This window comes from Sphingobacterium multivorum, assembly GCF_039511225.1.
Taxonomy (GTDB): Bacteria; Bacteroidota; Bacteroidia; order Sphingobacteriales; family Sphingobacteriaceae; genus Sphingobacterium.
In genome coordinates this window covers 2684293-2700778 of record NZ_CP154261.1, presented here as the reverse complement: position 1 = coordinate 2700778, position 16486 = coordinate 2684293, and the positions used below count along the sequence as shown (strand labels likewise).

The window sequence follows — 16486 nt, the reverse complement described above, 5'->3', positions numbered from 1 at the left end:
TTTAACATATTTTACTACCGTAGTGACCAAGTTGCCTAAAATATTCCGTACCTTTTCATTGAAAAAATGAATGAAATAGAACTTATAGATCAATCGGAATTTCCTGCGAAGGGAGAAGACTACTACTATCACCCCTTATGGACGACTTGTATACTGCTGTATAGAGGCTCTATGCAGGTCAATAGCAATGGTACGCCCACCGACCTTCAAGCCGGTAACATCCTGTTTATCGGATACAATAAGTACTATAGCTTTACGACAATCAGTACCAATGCTGTTTTTAAAATACTCCATTATGACCGGAATTTTTCCAATAGAATACGCTTGTCAATCAGTCGGTACGATGCTTATCGATTAATTAATTCCAACCGCTCCACACCCTTTACTCCTGCCGCCAACGATTTTGAAGCTATTTGGACATTGTTAACCACTTTACATAGCAACCGTAAAAAACCAATCGATCCGAAGAAGGATTTCCTCCAAAAAGCCAATATCAATATTTTTATGGCGATTATCTACCTTTTGGCCGATGTGATCTATACCGCTGGTGAAAGCTCCGGAAAGGCACGCAACAAGAGAAAGGAAGAAATTACCGTCCATTTTTTACAGCTTATCGCCGATCACTACAAAACGCAGCGCGATCTCGCATTCTACGCCGACCGCCTCCACATCTCCATCAAATACCTTTCGATCAGCGTCAAGGAGATTACACAAGAATCGCCCTCGGAAATTATCAGTAACTGGCTAGTCACAGAAGCTAGAGCGCAGCTCACCATTTCTACCAAAACAATCAACCAGATCTCACAAGAGTTTAATTTTTCAGATCAATATGCTTTTAGCAAGTTTTTCAAAAAACATGTCGGCATAACACCTAAGCTATTTCGTGAACAACAGGCAAATCTTGTTACCAATTGAACATCATAAAGCAGTAATCAAACATTTCTTGTCACCCCAGGGCATACTAACTTTGTATCACATATATAAACAAAGTTAAATACCATGAATACAAAGTCAAGAGCCCGAAAAATAGGTTTTTACTTGACGTTATGCTTCTTTACATTATTTTGCAATCAAACATACGGTCAAGACAGCATAAACAGCCGAAAAATATCAATTGAAAAACTGTTCGAACTTGCTATCCATAATCACCCAAATCTTATTGTTTCGGCGTCGGCCGTAAGTATCGCCCAACAAAAAACGGAAGTTGCAAAATTAAGAAGGCTTCCCGAAATCAGTGCTTCAGCATCGGCTTTTTACCTCGGCAACGCTGCGTTGATCGACAAAGACCTTTCGGGGTCGGAAAAAGTCCCCTTACCCCATTTCGGTAACAACTATGCATTGGAAGCGAAAGAACTTATCTGGAAGGGCGGTGTCGTAAAAAATAGCATCAAAGCATCCTCGCTGGGCGAAGAACTGGCTGAATTGGACCATAAAAATGAAGAACAGAACATTAAAATTTTGGTTTTAGGCTATTACCTTGATCTATTTAAACTGAAAAATCAAGAAGCTGTCTACAATCAAAATATTGAGCTTGCGCACAAGAGACTGGACCTGACGGAAAAATTATATAAACAGGGCATGATCACCAAAAATGATGTTATCCGCAACCAATTGCAAATATCCGAGTTGGAGTTAGCCAAAGAGGTGATTCAGAACAATCGGAAAATCCTGAATGACGAGCTTATAGTCGCATTAGGGCTACCGGAGGGCACAGTAATTGAGCCGGATGACAAACTATTAAACAGCAGTTTTCAGCTGACAGACCTCGCGAGCTTAAAACAAGACGCGTATGTATTCAGCCCGGGCCTTCAGCTCGCGGCCAAGGAAGCCGAACTTTTGCAGACAGAAAAAGCTATTACAAAATCAGAGCGATCCCCTGCCCTCAGCCTATTCGCGGGAAACAGTCTTGTGAAACCTATCACCAATGTGATGCCGGTCATCGACAAGTATATGAATACCTGGAATACCGGTATCTCCCTGAATTATACGATTTCTTCACTCTACACGACAGGAAAAAAGCTTAAACTAAATGATCTACAAATTGAAAAGAACGAAAAATACACAAGTGCTCTGAAACAAAAAACCAGCGTCGCTGTTAATACTGCATACATTAAATACAATGAGGCCTACTCACAACGCAAGACGCTGGAATACAATAAAGCCCTTGCAGATGAGAACTATCGTATTATTGAGAAAAAGTATTTGAACCAATTGGCGTTGATCGTCGATATCATGGATGCTTCAAACTCAAAACTTGAAGCGGAATTGAAATACACAAATGCTGAAATCAATATTGTGTATGCATATTACAAACTTTTAAAAGAGACTGGAAAGATCTAGTACATTTTCCTTTTGCCTAATTTAATCAGTTTTATATATGTAAGGCCTCATTAAGTAATTAATGGGGCTTTTTTATCGGCAATACTGCATTATCTTAACTCATTATTATGGCAAATTCATTTTTTAAAACGATCAGATCATCCATCAAGCACTGGTATATTCCATTGATTATCGGCATTCTATTAATTCTTTTGGGGTTCTATACCATTTACACACCTGTTGCCGCATTTCTCACATTAGCGATTCTATTTTCATGGTCATTTATTATTTCCGGTATTTTGGAAATTATCTTTGCCGTGCAGAACAAAGATGAAGTGGACGGTTGGGGTTGGTACCTCACCGGAGGGATTCTTTATACCCTATTCGGCATATTACTGATTGCCAACCCGTTGCTTTCAGCCAGCACGTTGGCGTTTATTGTAGGCTTTTATGCGCTCTTTAAATCCTTTCAGTTGCTATCCTTTTCTTTTGACCTCAAAAATTACGGCAGTAAATCTTGGGGCTGGAATTTATTATTTGCCATTTTAGGCATTATTTTCAGCTTTATCTTACTTTGGAATCCGCTATTTGCAGGTTTTTCGCTGGTCATATGGACCGGAATGGCCATAAGTACGGTGGGCTTTGCAGCCTGTGTCTTTGCATTTCAGCTGAAAAGTCTCAAAGACATCCCGAGCAAGCTGCCAGACGAGTGGAAAGAGCGTTATCAGAAGCTTAAAGAAGAATTTGATCAACACCGCAAATAAAAAAAGGGCTTAGTTGCCCTTTTTTTATCAATATTGCTCCGACTGTTAAGTTTATTTACTTATTTCGACAATCTTAAAAGGCACATTATGAAGTGGAAAATCTTGTTTATCCGTCTTTACCCGACTGATTTTCATGATCACTTCTAATCCCTCATAAATCTCGCCAAAAACGGTAAGATCGTGATCAAGTCTTGGCTGTCCGCCACGAGCCAAGTACTCCTGACGTTGAGCTGCAGTATATTTTATCCCTTTCTTCAATTCCAGACTATCCAGTTCTGCTGCCGTGATTTTCTTTCCGACCACGAAATAGATCTGATTTAAAAAAGATGCTTTTGCGGGGTTTCCATCCCGTCCTGCACCCAAGGCACCTATTTTATGATACGCCCGGTCATCGAACTCTGCCGCCAATCGCGGTTTTCTATGAAGAGGATCTGCCGCCTCACGTTTTTCAATATCGATATCATGCTCTCCGCCCTGCACAACAAAATTTTCGATAATGCGATTAAACAGTGCTCCCTGATATACAGTATCCCGAATAGATCGCAACATCAAATCGCGATGATTGGGGGTATAATCATAAAGTACAACTTTAAAATCGCCAAAATCAGTCTTGAAAAGTAAATGTTTTGATTGGGCATAACAATTCCCCAATACAATAAAAACAAAGCTTAGGATGGTTAGAATTTTCCTCATCGTATGAATTAATCGTTTTCTTAGATTTCATATAAAAATACATTAAATTTCGATTTTTGAAAGACATTGAGCGGCAGTTTTCCAAATGCTCTCGAAGAATATCTGTACAGGATACTTCCAAAACTTTTCCTGCACTAAAAAATTACAGCCATCGTATGGAATTAAAACTTGCAAATAAGCGTAAATTTATCTTAGTTTGGATTAAAACTATTCAAGACTATGCAGTATACAGCAAATCCAGACCGATATCAAGATATGATCTATAATCGTTGTGGTCAATCCGGTCTTCTATTGCCTGCCATCTCATTGGGAATGTGGCATAATTTCGGTGACGACACAGCCCATCAAACAAAAGTTGATATTTGCACAACAGCGTTTGACCTGGGAATTACCCATTTCGATCTCGCAAACAATTATGGTCCGCCTGCTGGAAGTGCCGAAAAGGCCTTCGGACAAATATTAAAAGAACAATTTTACGGTTTACGCGATGAGATGATTATTTCATCAAAAGCGGGATATCACATGTGGGACGGGCCTTACGGAGAATGGGGAAGCCGTAAATATGTGATATCAAGCTGTGAGCAATCACTTAAACGCCTGGGTATCGATTACGTCGATATTTTCTATTCACATCGTTTCGACCCCAATACCCCCTTGGAGGAGACCATGCTGGCGCTAGATCAGCTTGTCCGTAGCGGAAAAGCGCTTTATGTCGGTATTTCATCCTATAATTCGCAACGCACAAAAGAAGCCCATGCAATCCTGAAATCATTGGGCACACCTTTTATTATTCATCAGCCTAGCTATTCTATGCTAAACAGATGGGTAGAAACCGATGGCTTGCTCGATACCTTGGATGAGATAGGCATTGGTTCTATCGTCTTCTCTCCTTTGGCACAGGGCATGCTCACCGATAAATATTTAAAGCATATCCCCGAGAATAGCCGTGCGGCGCAATCCAAATCACTTCAGACAAAATTTCTGAATGAAGAAAATCAAAAGAACATCCAGGCCTTACATGCAATTGCACAGCGTAGAGGGCAATCACTGGCACAAATGGCTATAGCATGGGTTTTACGCAAGAAGCAAGTTACATCGGCGCTAATCGGCGCCTCAAGACCACAACAGGTCATTGATTGCGTTGGTGCGCTGAAGAATCTGACGTTTAGTCCGGAAGAAGTTCACGAAATTGATCTTTATGCAAAAGACGGCCATATTAATATCTGGGCTAAATCGGCTGAGATTGATTAAGATCAATGCCATAAAAGTTTTCATCCAAGTAACTACTTTGCGCATGGCTGAATTCCATAAACTAAAAATGAGCCTGGATAATACCGGGCTCATTCCGATAATTAACCCATTTTTTTCAATATCTTTTCAAAGGTGTTGATATTCCGGCTTGTCATCTTATCTTTTAGATTCTTTTTCCCCAACACCTTTCCGAAGCTGGAATCCAAGGTATTGCCCTTGGGTACTCGCCAATAAAAGACCGTATCGACAATTTCTCCCGTCTCTCCCGGCACATGTGTCGAATTGCTGAATTCATCCATCAGTATTGTTTCGACACCTGTTGTCCCTACAAAAGCATAGACATGGAAGTCCGTATGTATTTCAAAAGGAATATTTGCCTGCAGCAATTCCACTTCTTCCTGTGATCGGATGAACAAAAAAGCTTCATAAGAAAAATATGCCGACATGGAATCCTCCAGTAACTGCTTGAGCGAGGCGGGCGCTTTGTCCGACGAAAAAACAATATTTCCAGAAGCCAGTACCGAAGTAACGTCCGTTACACCGGCGTCCTTAAAAACCTGACAGACATCTGACATCTTCATATTGGTTCCCTTCACATTGACGCCGCGTAGAAAAGCACAGTATTTCATAGTATTACATTAATCGATTATTTCGTCCATCGGATCCCAAAACAGCTTTCTAAAGTCCTTGATCCGTAAATTATTGACAACAAGCCCCTCGGCTTCAAGCCGTTCTTGAAATTCAGGCACTGCAAGCGTGCCGCCACTGGATACAACACGGTGGGCGGGTACATCGCTGGGACATCCTCCCATAGCCTTTCCGACATGTCGCGAATGATTTGGATAGCCCAAGGCTTTTGCTATCGACCCATAGGTCGTCACTCTACCATTCGGAATCAGTTTGGCCAACTCATATATCTGCTGTTTGAATTGCTCATCCATGTTAATTTATATTTTATTTATGGTGTTTATTTATGTCAAAAAATTTTCTTTCCCTTTTCCACAGCAAAAAATGGAAAGCAATCTAAGTTACAAAAAGCCACTATAAACAGTACGGTCTTTAATAGATTCACTTATCTAACTTTTTGTTTCCGTATGATTGTGGGGGAAAATATTCTTCCAATTGTCTATATACACGATTCCAGCTAGGGTTATTGTCAGCATTCAGTTTTACATATTGCCCCTTTTTTGTTGTAATGCTTATTTTTATATCTATTCCGTCGTATGGCTGACGCGATTCCTCTTCTTTAGCGGCAATAAATTTTTCCAAATCAATTTTATCCAATAACAAGTTCCATTTATCTTCCGTGTTGACATATGATTTTAGGCTACTCTGCGCTGTATCAATTGCAGAAAACAGACAATAAATACTATCTCTTGTTATCTTCATCGTATAACCTTTTGAAGGTGTTACTGTAAATCCGCCAACCATAGAAATTGACACTGCTGTAATCTCATTTTTAGTATTTTCTGCCGTCACCCGATGTGAGTTATGGGTACAGCTTTCTCCTAAGAATAGCTGTCCGACCAAAAGTGAGAACTGTAGGATCAATTTTCCGCCCATATCTTGTTCCTTTAAACGTTAATAAGTAAATAATCAAACAAAAAAAGCGTTATCTGTTGTCAACAGACAACGTCTTTTGCTGCTTTCCTAATTTACAAAAGTTATTAGGATTTCGTGCTCCCAATCGCTATATTCCTTACGTATCAAATCGATCCCTCGAAACACAATCTCAGCGTAAAACCCACCAATAAGCAAAGCCGCAACTATCGTCATGACCAGCCTTTCCAGACTAAAGGCAACACAGACTATTGCAGTAACAGCTCCTAGGAAAAATACATTAGCTGTTAATTTTTCTTCATTCTCTTCGCTCTCTTCGTCGGGCTGTAATTGCAGCATCTGATTGCTGTATATTCAATTTTATATTCAGACAAAAGCTGTCCAATTATTTCGTTGGTTTCGTTTTCGTTCAATCCTATTTTTTCTCCGAGATCAATTTCGTTTAGTTGACCATCATTGTCTATTAGTGCCCAGTAATATTTGTCTTTATTTTCCATGGTTATATGTTTTTTGTACCGCTATCATCATATGTGGACTGAATGGAAGAAGGTAGCTATCATTTTCAGTAATTTGAATAAGCTCCATGAGTACTCTCCGCCGTTGGTAGTTCTGCATATTGGCAAAAAAGTCTTTGTCCAACCATGCCAAACCTTCAACTGCATACGTATTTAAATAGGTTAATTGTTGATTTAAAAATTCATTCTTTAATTGTTCGGGCCTATGATAAAATGCTTCTGCTAAAAGCCAAGGGAAATCAGGGGGCGGATTATGTTTGCCAAGTGTTAGTTCTTCCTTACACATTTCAAAAAATGACTTTTTGTGGATTAACCCATTTAAAAGACCTACCAAAGTGGATGCAGTATAATTAATGGCAAACCCCAATATAACGCCGTTGTTTTTCAAAACTCGTTTGGCTTCACAAATGGTTAAATCCCGGTCCTCTTTCTCTTGAAGATGATAAAGTGGACCGTGTAGTATAATAAGGTCGGCATAATTATTTGAGAACTCTAATTTTCGAGATTCTCCTTTGTGCACAGCAAATTTGTTTTTCAATTTATTAGCTCTGTCGCGGGCTATTTTTAAATGTTTTGTAACGGGCTCTACCAAATGAACTCGATGTCCTTTCTTTGCAAGCCATTCCGAATACTTCCCTGTGCCACCACCGATATCAATTATGGTTAATGGTGAAGCGATGATGTATTTTTCAATAAGTGATTTTATTCTTTCAAACTCAAATACTCCCATTCCCTTATCAAGTCTGGTTTCTTCCGATACTTTATCGTAGAACAACTCTATTTCTCTACTTATTAATTGTTTACTATTCATTATATTCCTTGTATAATAAGCATTTTAAATGCTATAACATCGTAAAATGATAAACCAATCGATTTGATAATCAATTTTCCGGTTGTGATTTAATAACATAAGGGGATACAATTATCTGTGCACTGAAAGTCAAAAGATTTCACGCAGTTATAGCTCTTTTTCGAGCATGTCTTTTTTAGTTAAGACGCAGATAATATGTTAGATATAGTATAACAGACTACAAAGATAGATTTTTTTTCTACCTATTCATTTCTTTAAATGAAATTTCTATGATGCCCTTTGCTCCTGACGTACAATCAATATTTTTACATTTAATCGAACCAAAGATTCTCTAATTCAAGTCGTTAAGCAGATTTACATATTGATTATCAATAGTTTACACCAAATTCTGTAGCAAGATTTTTAAAATACAAATATTGCCACGAATTTGCCACAAACTTTTAGCGTGTTTTTGAAAATTTTAGCAATTCCCATAACAAAAAAATCCTGCCAATCATTGATTTTGGATGATTTATCTTTTTTTATACCCCTATTATCCTTCATTGAAAGTATAAAATAAAAACCTTATTTTGGCGTAAAGTAACTTTAAACATAGTGTTTTACTTTGTACCCCACGATTCGCCAAAACCTGTCATTATTTTATGATTCCAAGTATTTCGGTTTCAAAAATCATTGTCGCACCGCTTTTTATTGCCTCGGAACTAATAAGTTTGGCTGGAATAAATAATTTATAATTACTTCCTACATTCATTAGAGTAATCCCTTCGATCAAACCCTTCATTAGATTTCGAACTTCATAGGTATTCGGAGGACTATATCCTCCCTGTTCTTTTACTTCCTTTCCGAACATTAATATTTTTTTATGGATAACTTGGATTTTATCCGATGCCGAAACTCTGGGGCCATTTCCTTGCTTCAATATTTCGTATTGTAAACCACTTGCAGTTGTTATAATGCCTGGTTTTTTTCTATTTTCTTCAAAAAATAGATCAGCCTCTTCTGGGGCAGTGAGTATCTTTGCTGTATTTGGTGTAAGTGTTTTTTGCGGCTGTATATTAACTTCAGATTCTACACGACTTTCTCTTTTACTTACTGTAGATTGTTTTGGTGGATTACTTCTATTTCCCGTAGAATTAATCGTGATACATCTTGCAACAAAGGTATTATCATTAGGTAGAATACGTTCTCCATTTTTCCAGCATTGCCCATTATTTGTAAATCCATCATACCCTACAACATAAACATCATTTCCATGAACCGCGATATGATAGGGCTCAGGAATAGATGAATTAGAATACCCCTTTTCACTAACGATCGTTTCTACTCCATTTTTAAGGTAAAACGGCTGATATTTCGAATTATACCCCATGACATACACATCATCACCTGAGACTGCAATATCTGTTGCCTTATCATGATCATCAGTATAGGGAAAAGAGGTGAGTCCTTTTCCACTTTCCCAATAACCAACTCTCGTTTTAGGGCCTACCCCGGAGATATAGAGTTTTTGTCCGACAGCGAGCATACGTGTGGGGCTAATCTCTCCTGCTGAAGCGTCAAATGGAGCTACCAACTGTCCATTTTTCCAATATTTCGTCTTCCAATCATAATAACCAGAAACATACACATCGCCATTATCATCTATTGCAACACCTGTTGCACCGCCGTCATTAGAGCCATCAGTAAGTTCCGTAGGTTGACCATTTTTCCAATAAATGGCCACATATCTTGAAGCGGCTGGTAATGGCTTATACTTTAAAAATATTCCGGCAAGAGCAATATTACCATTTTTTACAGCTATTGCGTTGATTTGTACCACTTCCGAATGACTATTTAATGCATATTCCTTACCATCTTTCCAATAAACAGATTTCTTATTATGAAATCCTGCCATAACGACGTCCTCACCATCAGAAGCGACAACCTGAACTTCAGCAGCATATCGCCCATCCGTTAGTTCAACAAGAACGCCATTTTTATAATAGGCAGCTATCCTTTCGCTTCCAAGTAAAAGATCGTTGAATGTTGCTTTGAAGCAGAATGCTTAGAGTTTTGAGCATAGGAGGTAAAACTAAATAGAAAACTAAGGAGCGCACAGCATCGTAATGCTAGCAAAATAGGGCTTTTCATGGTGTATCATTTTTCAATTTCAAATGTTTCAACATCATAAATAAATACTTGATATGGTGGAATATCTTTTGCTCCTTCTTTTCCATACACAAGATTATACGGGATAATAAACCTATAAACTCCTCTGGCTCGCATTAATTGAACGGCTTCCTGCATTCCTTTGGTTATAAAAGTACTGGCAGACATATTCCCACCATTTCCACCTCGATAGTGCCCTCTTTCAATACCGTCAGGAAAACTTATTCTATAGTTCACTGCAATTCTTTGATCAAAAGTTACTTTCGGTCCGGCCCCTTCTCTAAACACTTGATATAATAAACCACTTGGAGTTTCGATGATACCGGGAACTTTTCTCATCTGTGCAAGGTACTGATCAGCTTTCTCTTTCAAAATTAAATCCGAAGTATTATTTACAGAAACATTGTTTAATGTTGAATTAGGTACATTCCCACTCCCTTTCGATACCACCATAGAGCTTATTTCAGCACAATCAGTAAGATTGGTTTCCTGCCCATTTTTCCAGTACACTTTTCTATTAGAATTCTCCCCAGCAACATATACATCACTTCCTGAGACTGCTATGGCCAATGCCTGTGTAAAAGTTGGACCCTTAGCTAAAACAACTTCCTGCCCGTTCTTCCAATAGACGGCCATGGATTCACCTGTGTTAGGATCCCTGCTCATTCCGGCAACATAAACATCATTTCCCGACACGAAGATAGAACTGGTTAATCTCGTTGCATAGCGGCCGGTACCCGTAGAGAGTATAATTTCCTGTCCGTTTTTCCAATAGAGGGCCATCTGCTTATTTGTATTATCTGCTCCTTTGGACGCATAAGATTTATAACCTGACACATAAACATCATTTCCTGAGACAAATATAGACGAAACCTGCACACTGTTGGGATGATGCAATGTATTATCCAATGTAACTTTAGCACCGTTTTTCCAATAAGCCGCCTCGTCTGTAGCATTTGCCACATAAACATCATTTCCCGACACGAAATGCACACGATCATTTATCACACTAGATGGGACTTCATTTGGAAAGTTTGTTTCCTCACCATTTTTAAAATAATAGTATTCATTTAAAGTACCGGGTTGATAGGGAAACATAAAAATATTTCCGTTAGAAATATCAATTCCGTTTAAATACGATGTTTGTTTATTCCCATATTGATCAATCTTAATCGGTATTGGCTGAAACTGTTCATTTTTCCAATAAGCAGCTAAACTATGGCCGTCAGCGTCCAGTATATTCCCGGCAACATAAATATCATTGTTATTTATGACTATAGATCTACCTAATGAAACAGTTGAAAATTGGGTTGGTCCCTGCCCTTGTTTAAGAACTACAGGTTTGCCATTTTTATAGTAAGCAGCAAAGGTCTGCCCTGTTTTTCTGTCATACCAGCTTCCAGCTATGTAAACATCCGTTTGACTGATCGATGAACTAGATTTTGGAGCGTTAGTTTTATCGTTTTGGGCGTAAGAAACAAAACTGAATAGAAAACTAAGGAGCGCACAGCATCGTAATGCTAGCAAAATAGGGTTTTTCACGGCGTAGTTTTTATACTATTAAACTTAATCTAAGCTATTCTCTTGTAGATACTGATTAATTAAAGCATTATTTCACAATTTCCAAAAGTTCATTTTCTATGATAAGTATTACTGCCTTATTTGTTTGTTTAGGGTGGCCAAGTTTGGCAGGAATATAGAATTTATAAATGCTTCCTACATTCATTTGTAAGAGACCTTGTGCCTGACCTTGTATAAGATCAGCAACGCGAACAATACCTGCTGATTCACCTTTGATCACTCCCATAATCTCTTTTCCTTCCATAACCGTTCTCGTATGCGTTATTTTCACTTGATCCGATAAGTTGGGTTTAGATCCTGTACCCTGACGAATAACTTCATACTGTAAACCACTCGGTAGCGTAATAACGCCAGGTTTCTTTTTATTTTCTTCAAAAAAATCGTTAGCCTCTTTTTCTTTAGGACTTAATTCTTCCTTTACAAACTTTGGGAAAGCATCTGTATTCTCATTTTTTGTGGCAACTTTATTTTGCTTTGATAGACTATTATCACCTGCCTCGCTAGATATTACGAAATTTGCCACAGACCCAGAACTTCCTTCTATCCTACTTAATTCTATTATTTGGCCATTCTTCAATAATCTCGTTCCCGAACCAGAAGAGCCAATGCTGGCACGCCCTATAATATATACATCATTACCCGTTACGGCCATGGAAGTAGGACGATAGATATAAAAATCTGGACCTTTAAGGTTCATAAGTAACTGCCCGTTCTTCCAAACTTTTCCCACATCATTATCTTCAGGGTATCCATTTCCATTAGTATCATCGACACCAGCCACATATAAATCGCCGCTGCCGGATACAGCTATGCAAGTAGCTAAACCATCTATGGAGGATAGGCTTTCGGTACGCCCGTTTTTCCAATATGCAGGTTGCCCGTTATTGGCTATACCTACAGCATAAGCATTACCATTCAGTTGTGAAATGGCAGTTACATACTTTAGGTCATTGATAGTCTCTACTAATTGACCGTTTTTCCAGTATAGCTGTCCGGACTGGTTGTTCCCGATAATGTATATATCATCAGCTATTGCAGCTATCGAATTCGCACAGCTATAATCGTGGATGGGAAGTGGCAATTTCACAGGCTGCCCGTTTTTCCAGTACATTGCTAAATCATCATATTTGGTTCTGACATCATTATAGTCCCTATAATATCCGGCCACATAGGCATCACCATCTATAATAGCAATTGAATTAGCGGTATTGTAATCCCCTTCATCTTTATTAAACCTCGTCACCTGCCCGTTTTTCCAATATACAGCCTGTCCGCTTATATTTCCTGCTACGTAGATATTATTTCCTGAAACAGCTATTGATGTCGCTTCTGCGTCATTTTGCCCATCAGTAAGTGCTACAGGTTGTCCGTTTTTCCAGTATACAGCAGTGTGCTTTTGTGTATTTTCATTGTAACAGGATCCTGCTACGTAGATATCGATCTGTTTTGGGCTGCTTTTTCCACTTCCCGCATTCTGTTTCGGCGCAGAAGGCCTAGAATTTTGAGCATAAGAAGTAAAACTAAAAAGAAAACTAAGGAGCGCGCAGCATCGTAATGCGTGCAAAATAGGGTTTTTCATGGCGTAGTTTTTATACTACTAAATTTACGGAAATTTTGAATCAATATTCCAAATAAAATTTTGCTGTTATACAAGCATAAAATCAATTCTCAAAGGAAGTTCAATTGATTAATGCACAATTTAATTTCCTAAATTTATACGCTGAATAATCAATTTTAACAAATATAATTATGACCAATAATTCCAATAACTTGAAAGATGGAGATCGATGTAAGGTAATTTCTGGTACGCATAAAGGCAAATCAGGTTTTGTAACTGATCTAAACATCAGCAAGACTGATCATTTGACAATAACAGTAGTACAAGAAAGCGGCATCAGGTTCAAAACACTTGCAAAAAATGTTGAAGTGTTATTAAACAATTAGAATGGTATTTCTTGCTCAAATGGGGAAGTAAAAGAAGTTCATAATCTTTCAGACGGAGAAGCATCATCTTACCTAAATAAAACCATCAAAATAGTTAAAATATTAGAGAATGAATCTCGCTGCAATAAAATAACCTCCACCAATTACTATTAAGGGTAGAGCTATTGAAAGAAGTACCAATGTCCATATAAACATTCTGAAATAGCTATATAAACTTACTTTCGACGGATCCGCAGGATCATAGATGACAGTTGTTGTCTCTCCTATTTTCCAAGCTGGAGGATCGGAGCTTTCGGCTAGTTCATATGTTACTAATTGATTATCTTTTGTCCGAAAAGTGAAGATTGGGGCAAAAACCTCGCCATCAGATTCGTATCTATGAAAGTCAATAACAGTTGCAGTAACTTTATTACCATTTTTTAGAAATACCATTGTATTACGGAAGCTGTAGATTGCCAACACAAGGAAAACGAGCCCAAACCCTAGAATTAAATAATATTGCCACATAGTTCTACTTTTAATTTTCTCCACTTTAATTACTTATTATATCTAATTGATAAATAAACACTAACGAATATAATACAATTTTCAATAAGCCAATAAGGAGGTGAAACCTCCACATGAGTAATATATCCTTACGAAAATTAAAAGAAGAATCATTTAGTAGTTAGCATAGATTTTTCGTGAATATTTACAAATCCAAAAATTCATCTTATTTGCTATTTTGTATTTATTAATTTTCCGTTTTTCAATCCGTAACTATCGCCCCAATTTGTCATAAGCTCTATAATAGGCAAAAGTGATATTCCAAGATTTGTTAATTGATAATATACTTTGAGCGGTGGTTTTTCACCTATAACACTTTTGCTGATAAATTGATCATTCTCCAATGCATGTAATTGAATGCTCAACATTTTTTCTGTAATATCCGGCATATATTTTTTCAATGCTGAAAACCGGGTTTCCCCGTGACGTAAATACCAAAGTATAATGCATTTCCATTTACCCCCAATTAATTCCATTGTAACATGCGTTCCACAATGAAACGTTTTCTCACCTATTTGGTATAAATTTTCCTTCCCGTCAATAATCATTGTTCATTTTTTAACCTGTCAAAATTGACAGTTATTGATTAGTAAAGTTAATCATTTTATTTTTGAACTGTAAAAAGTATAGCTTTAAATTGAAGTGATGGTCTATTCAGTTGTTGGATATTTTGGTTTACTATTGAATTTGTATTCAATGTCGTTAAAAGGCGAGTTTAAACTCAGGCTTTTCTCGCTATTAGCGAATTCCATATATATAGTTTACGGAGTTTTAATTGAAGCGTATCCGATACTGATAGGAAGCTCTATTGCTGTGTTACTTCATGCTGTCAGAATAAAAACAATTATATATGATAGAAATCAAAAAAGCGGATGAAAATGACGCCGAAATCATTTCACTATTAGGACGAATTACTTATTCCGATACATTTGAGGTCTTTTTTAATCAGAAAGAAGATCTACTAGACTATTTAGATCACACATTTTTGGTAGCAAAAATCCGTGAAAGCCTTGTGAAAGATGAGAATGTGTACTGGATTGCATCTTATAACAAATTACCGATGGGATATGTAAAGCTTAAATTAAATTCGACTTCCGAATTTGTAGATTGTAATAAAATATGTCAGCTACAAAAGATTTATGTCCTTAAGGATTTTATTGCAGCCGGCGTTGGAAATCGATTACAAAATATAGTGATTGAAGAAGCAAAAACATTGGGATATCAATATATCTGGTTATCGGTGTTGGACGAAAATGAAAGAGCTGTTAAGTTTTATCAAAAAGAAGCATATCAAAAAATTGGTGAAAACACATTTCAAATTGGCACACAAATTTTTAATTTTTTTACAATGGGTAAAAGCTTAAATTAGTTTCCTATCCCATAAAAATATAACCGATTTTTATAGTCGCAACTTTGGACAATGATGGTAAGGCCAGAACTAAAAGAAGTTCTAAACCTACCATTATTTTTCCATGAATGACAACACCACCTTTTGTACAAAGATTCAATTCTTGTATGAAGTCCATTCTATAGGCCATATTGCGAACGGATAAGAGCCAGATAGTCTTCATCGTTCATTTGTTTGCGGGCTGCAATAATCTGTTCTGCATCCGGCCCGGCTATGTAACGCAATTGGCTGGTACCGTCTGTAGCTGCTCTATAAATGGTCTCGGCAACTAAAACAGGCTCACTTCCTTTTGCACCAGCTTCAAAAGCTTGTAAAACTTTATCGGTAAACTCTTTGTATTCGGTTATTGCAGGGTCTATATTTAAGTCAAAAGAGCTGGTAGCGAAGTTCGTATTGATAACACCGGGCTCTATCATTTTTACCTGAATTCCAATTTCTGCAAGCTCATATGATAAAGCTTCACTCATTCCTTCAACTGCGAATTTTGAACCGTGATATAATGTTCCCATTGGGAAGGTTATTTTGCCACCCATGGACGAAATGTTGATAATAATACCATTCCCTTGTTTACGCATAACAGGGATAATGTTTTTGGTTACCAATAACAGCCCAATAACATTGACCTCAAACTGCATCCGGATTTTATTTTCCGGGGTAGATTCCAAAATTCCGTAAGAACCGTATCCGGCATTGTTCAATAGGACGTCGATTGCACCAAATTTTGCTATTGCCTGCGCTACTGTAGTTTTGATCGTATCTTCTTTGGTAACATCAAGCTCGGTAACCAATACATTTCCTAAATCTGTCAGTTCTGCGTCGCTGTCAGAGAATTTACGGACAGTTGCCACGACGTTCCAGCCTTTTTCCTGAAAATATTTGGCGGTCATCCGGCCAATGCCACTGCTGCATCCTGTTATTAAAATAGTCTTGTTCATCTGTTTTAATT

The 16486-nt window shown here is 37.7% G+C and carries 17 protein-coding genes; 5 read left to right on the top strand and 12 right to left on the bottom strand.

Annotated elements, in window-relative coordinates; all coding sequences use genetic code 11:
* The first annotated feature begins 66 nt into the window (after positions 1-66).
* From AAH582_RS11005 to AAH582_RS10995, 3 genes are all read left to right on the top strand, one after another.
* A complete protein-coding gene (locus tag AAH582_RS11005; protein WP_053003990.1) occupies positions 67-915 on the top strand; it encodes a helix-turn-helix domain-containing protein in 849 nt (282 codons plus the stop codon).
* A gap of 84 nt (positions 916-999) precedes the next feature.
* Positions 1000-2340, top strand: a complete 1341-nt coding sequence (locus AAH582_RS11000) for a TolC family protein (protein ID WP_053003989.1) — start codon at positions 1000-1002, stop codon at positions 2338-2340.
* Positions 2341-2447: 107 nt separating this feature from the next.
* Positions 2448-3083: an HdeD family acid-resistance protein gene (locus tag AAH582_RS10995; RefSeq protein ID WP_046676237.1), complete on the top strand. Its 636-nt coding sequence runs from the start codon at positions 2448-2450 to the stop codon at positions 3081-3083.
* A gap of 51 nt (positions 3084-3134) precedes the next feature.
* On the opposite strand, the gene AAH582_RS10990 is transcribed toward AAH582_RS10995, so the two are convergent.
* The gene (locus AAH582_RS10990; RefSeq protein WP_343322163.1) at positions 3135-3776 is read right to left on the bottom strand and encodes a peptidylprolyl isomerase; all 642 of its coding nucleotides are present in this window, start codon (positions 3774-3776) and stop codon (positions 3135-3137) included.
* A 219-nt stretch (positions 3777-3995) separates the two neighbouring features.
* On the opposite strand from AAH582_RS10990, the gene mgrA reads away from it, so the two are divergent.
* A complete protein-coding gene (gene mgrA, locus AAH582_RS10985; protein WP_046676235.1) occupies positions 3996-5027 on the top strand; it encodes an L-glyceraldehyde 3-phosphate reductase in 1032 nt (343 codons plus the stop codon).
* A gap of 101 nt (positions 5028-5128) precedes the next feature.
* Here mgrA and AAH582_RS10980 read toward each other — a convergent pair whose 3' ends face one another.
* From AAH582_RS10980 to AAH582_RS10935, 10 genes are all read right to left on the bottom strand, one after another.
* A complete protein-coding gene (locus AAH582_RS10980; RefSeq protein WP_046676234.1) occupies positions 5129-5656 on the bottom strand; it encodes a DUF1697 domain-containing protein in 528 nt (175 codons plus the stop codon).
* Positions 5657-5665: 9 nt separating this feature from the next.
* A complete protein-coding gene (locus AAH582_RS10975) occupies positions 5666-5968 on the bottom strand; it encodes an MGMT family protein (RefSeq protein WP_046676233.1) in 303 nt (100 codons plus the stop codon).
* A 127-nt stretch (positions 5969-6095) separates the two neighbouring features.
* Positions 6096-6590: a hypothetical protein gene (locus AAH582_RS10970; RefSeq protein WP_343322162.1), complete on the bottom strand. Its 495-nt coding sequence runs from the start codon at positions 6588-6590 to the stop codon at positions 6096-6098.
* Positions 6591-6874: 284 nt separating this feature from the next.
* Entirely contained in the window at positions 6875-7084 is a 210-nt protein-coding gene (locus tag AAH582_RS10965) for a hypothetical protein (RefSeq protein ID WP_083295741.1), read from the bottom strand.
* Complete coding sequence (locus tag AAH582_RS10960; protein WP_343322161.1) at positions 7074-7913, bottom strand: class I SAM-dependent methyltransferase; 840 nt, start codon at positions 7911-7913, stop codon at positions 7074-7076. Before AAH582_RS10960 ends, AAH582_RS10965 begins: the two co-directional genes overlap by 11 nt.
* A 634-nt stretch (positions 7914-8547) precedes the next feature.
* On the bottom strand, positions 8548-9807 hold the full coding sequence (locus AAH582_RS10955; protein ID WP_343322160.1) for an FKBP-type peptidyl-prolyl cis-trans isomerase N-terminal domain-containing protein: 1260 nt from the start codon (positions 9805-9807) through the stop codon (positions 8548-8550).
* 242 nt (positions 9808-10049) lie between these two features.
* Positions 10050-11603 (bottom strand): FKBP-type peptidyl-prolyl cis-trans isomerase, encoded by a 1554-nt coding sequence (locus tag AAH582_RS10950; RefSeq protein WP_343322159.1) that lies wholly within the window; start codon positions 11601-11603, stop codon positions 10050-10052.
* A gap of 67 nt (positions 11604-11670) precedes the next feature.
* Positions 11671-13221, bottom strand: a complete 1551-nt coding sequence (locus tag AAH582_RS10945; protein WP_343322158.1) for an FKBP-type peptidyl-prolyl cis-trans isomerase N-terminal domain-containing protein — start codon at positions 13219-13221, stop codon at positions 11671-11673.
* Positions 13222-13688: 467 nt separating this feature from the next.
* The gene (locus tag AAH582_RS10940) at positions 13689-14093 is read right to left on the bottom strand and encodes a DUF3592 domain-containing protein (RefSeq protein ID WP_343322157.1); all 405 of its coding nucleotides are present in this window, start codon (positions 14091-14093) and stop codon (positions 13689-13691) included.
* 212 nt (positions 14094-14305) lie between these two features.
* Positions 14306-14680 (bottom strand): winged helix-turn-helix transcriptional regulator, encoded by a 375-nt coding sequence (locus AAH582_RS10935; protein ID WP_343322156.1) that lies wholly within the window; start codon positions 14678-14680, stop codon positions 14306-14308.
* A gap of 302 nt (positions 14681-14982) precedes the next feature.
* Here AAH582_RS10935 and AAH582_RS10930 point away from each other — a divergent pair, with 302 nt between their 5' ends.
* Complete coding sequence (locus AAH582_RS10930; protein ID WP_343322155.1) at positions 14983-15501, top strand: GNAT family N-acetyltransferase; 519 nt, start codon at positions 14983-14985, stop codon at positions 15499-15501.
* 158 nt (positions 15502-15659) lie between these two features.
* Here the strand turns inward: AAH582_RS10930 and AAH582_RS10925 are convergent, their stop codons facing one another.
* Positions 15660-16475 carry an SDR family oxidoreductase gene (locus AAH582_RS10925; RefSeq protein ID WP_343322154.1) on the bottom strand — a complete coding sequence of 272 codons (816 nt, stop codon included), beginning with the start codon at positions 16473-16475 and terminating at the stop codon, positions 15660-15662.
* Positions 16476-16486: the final 11 nt, after the last annotated feature.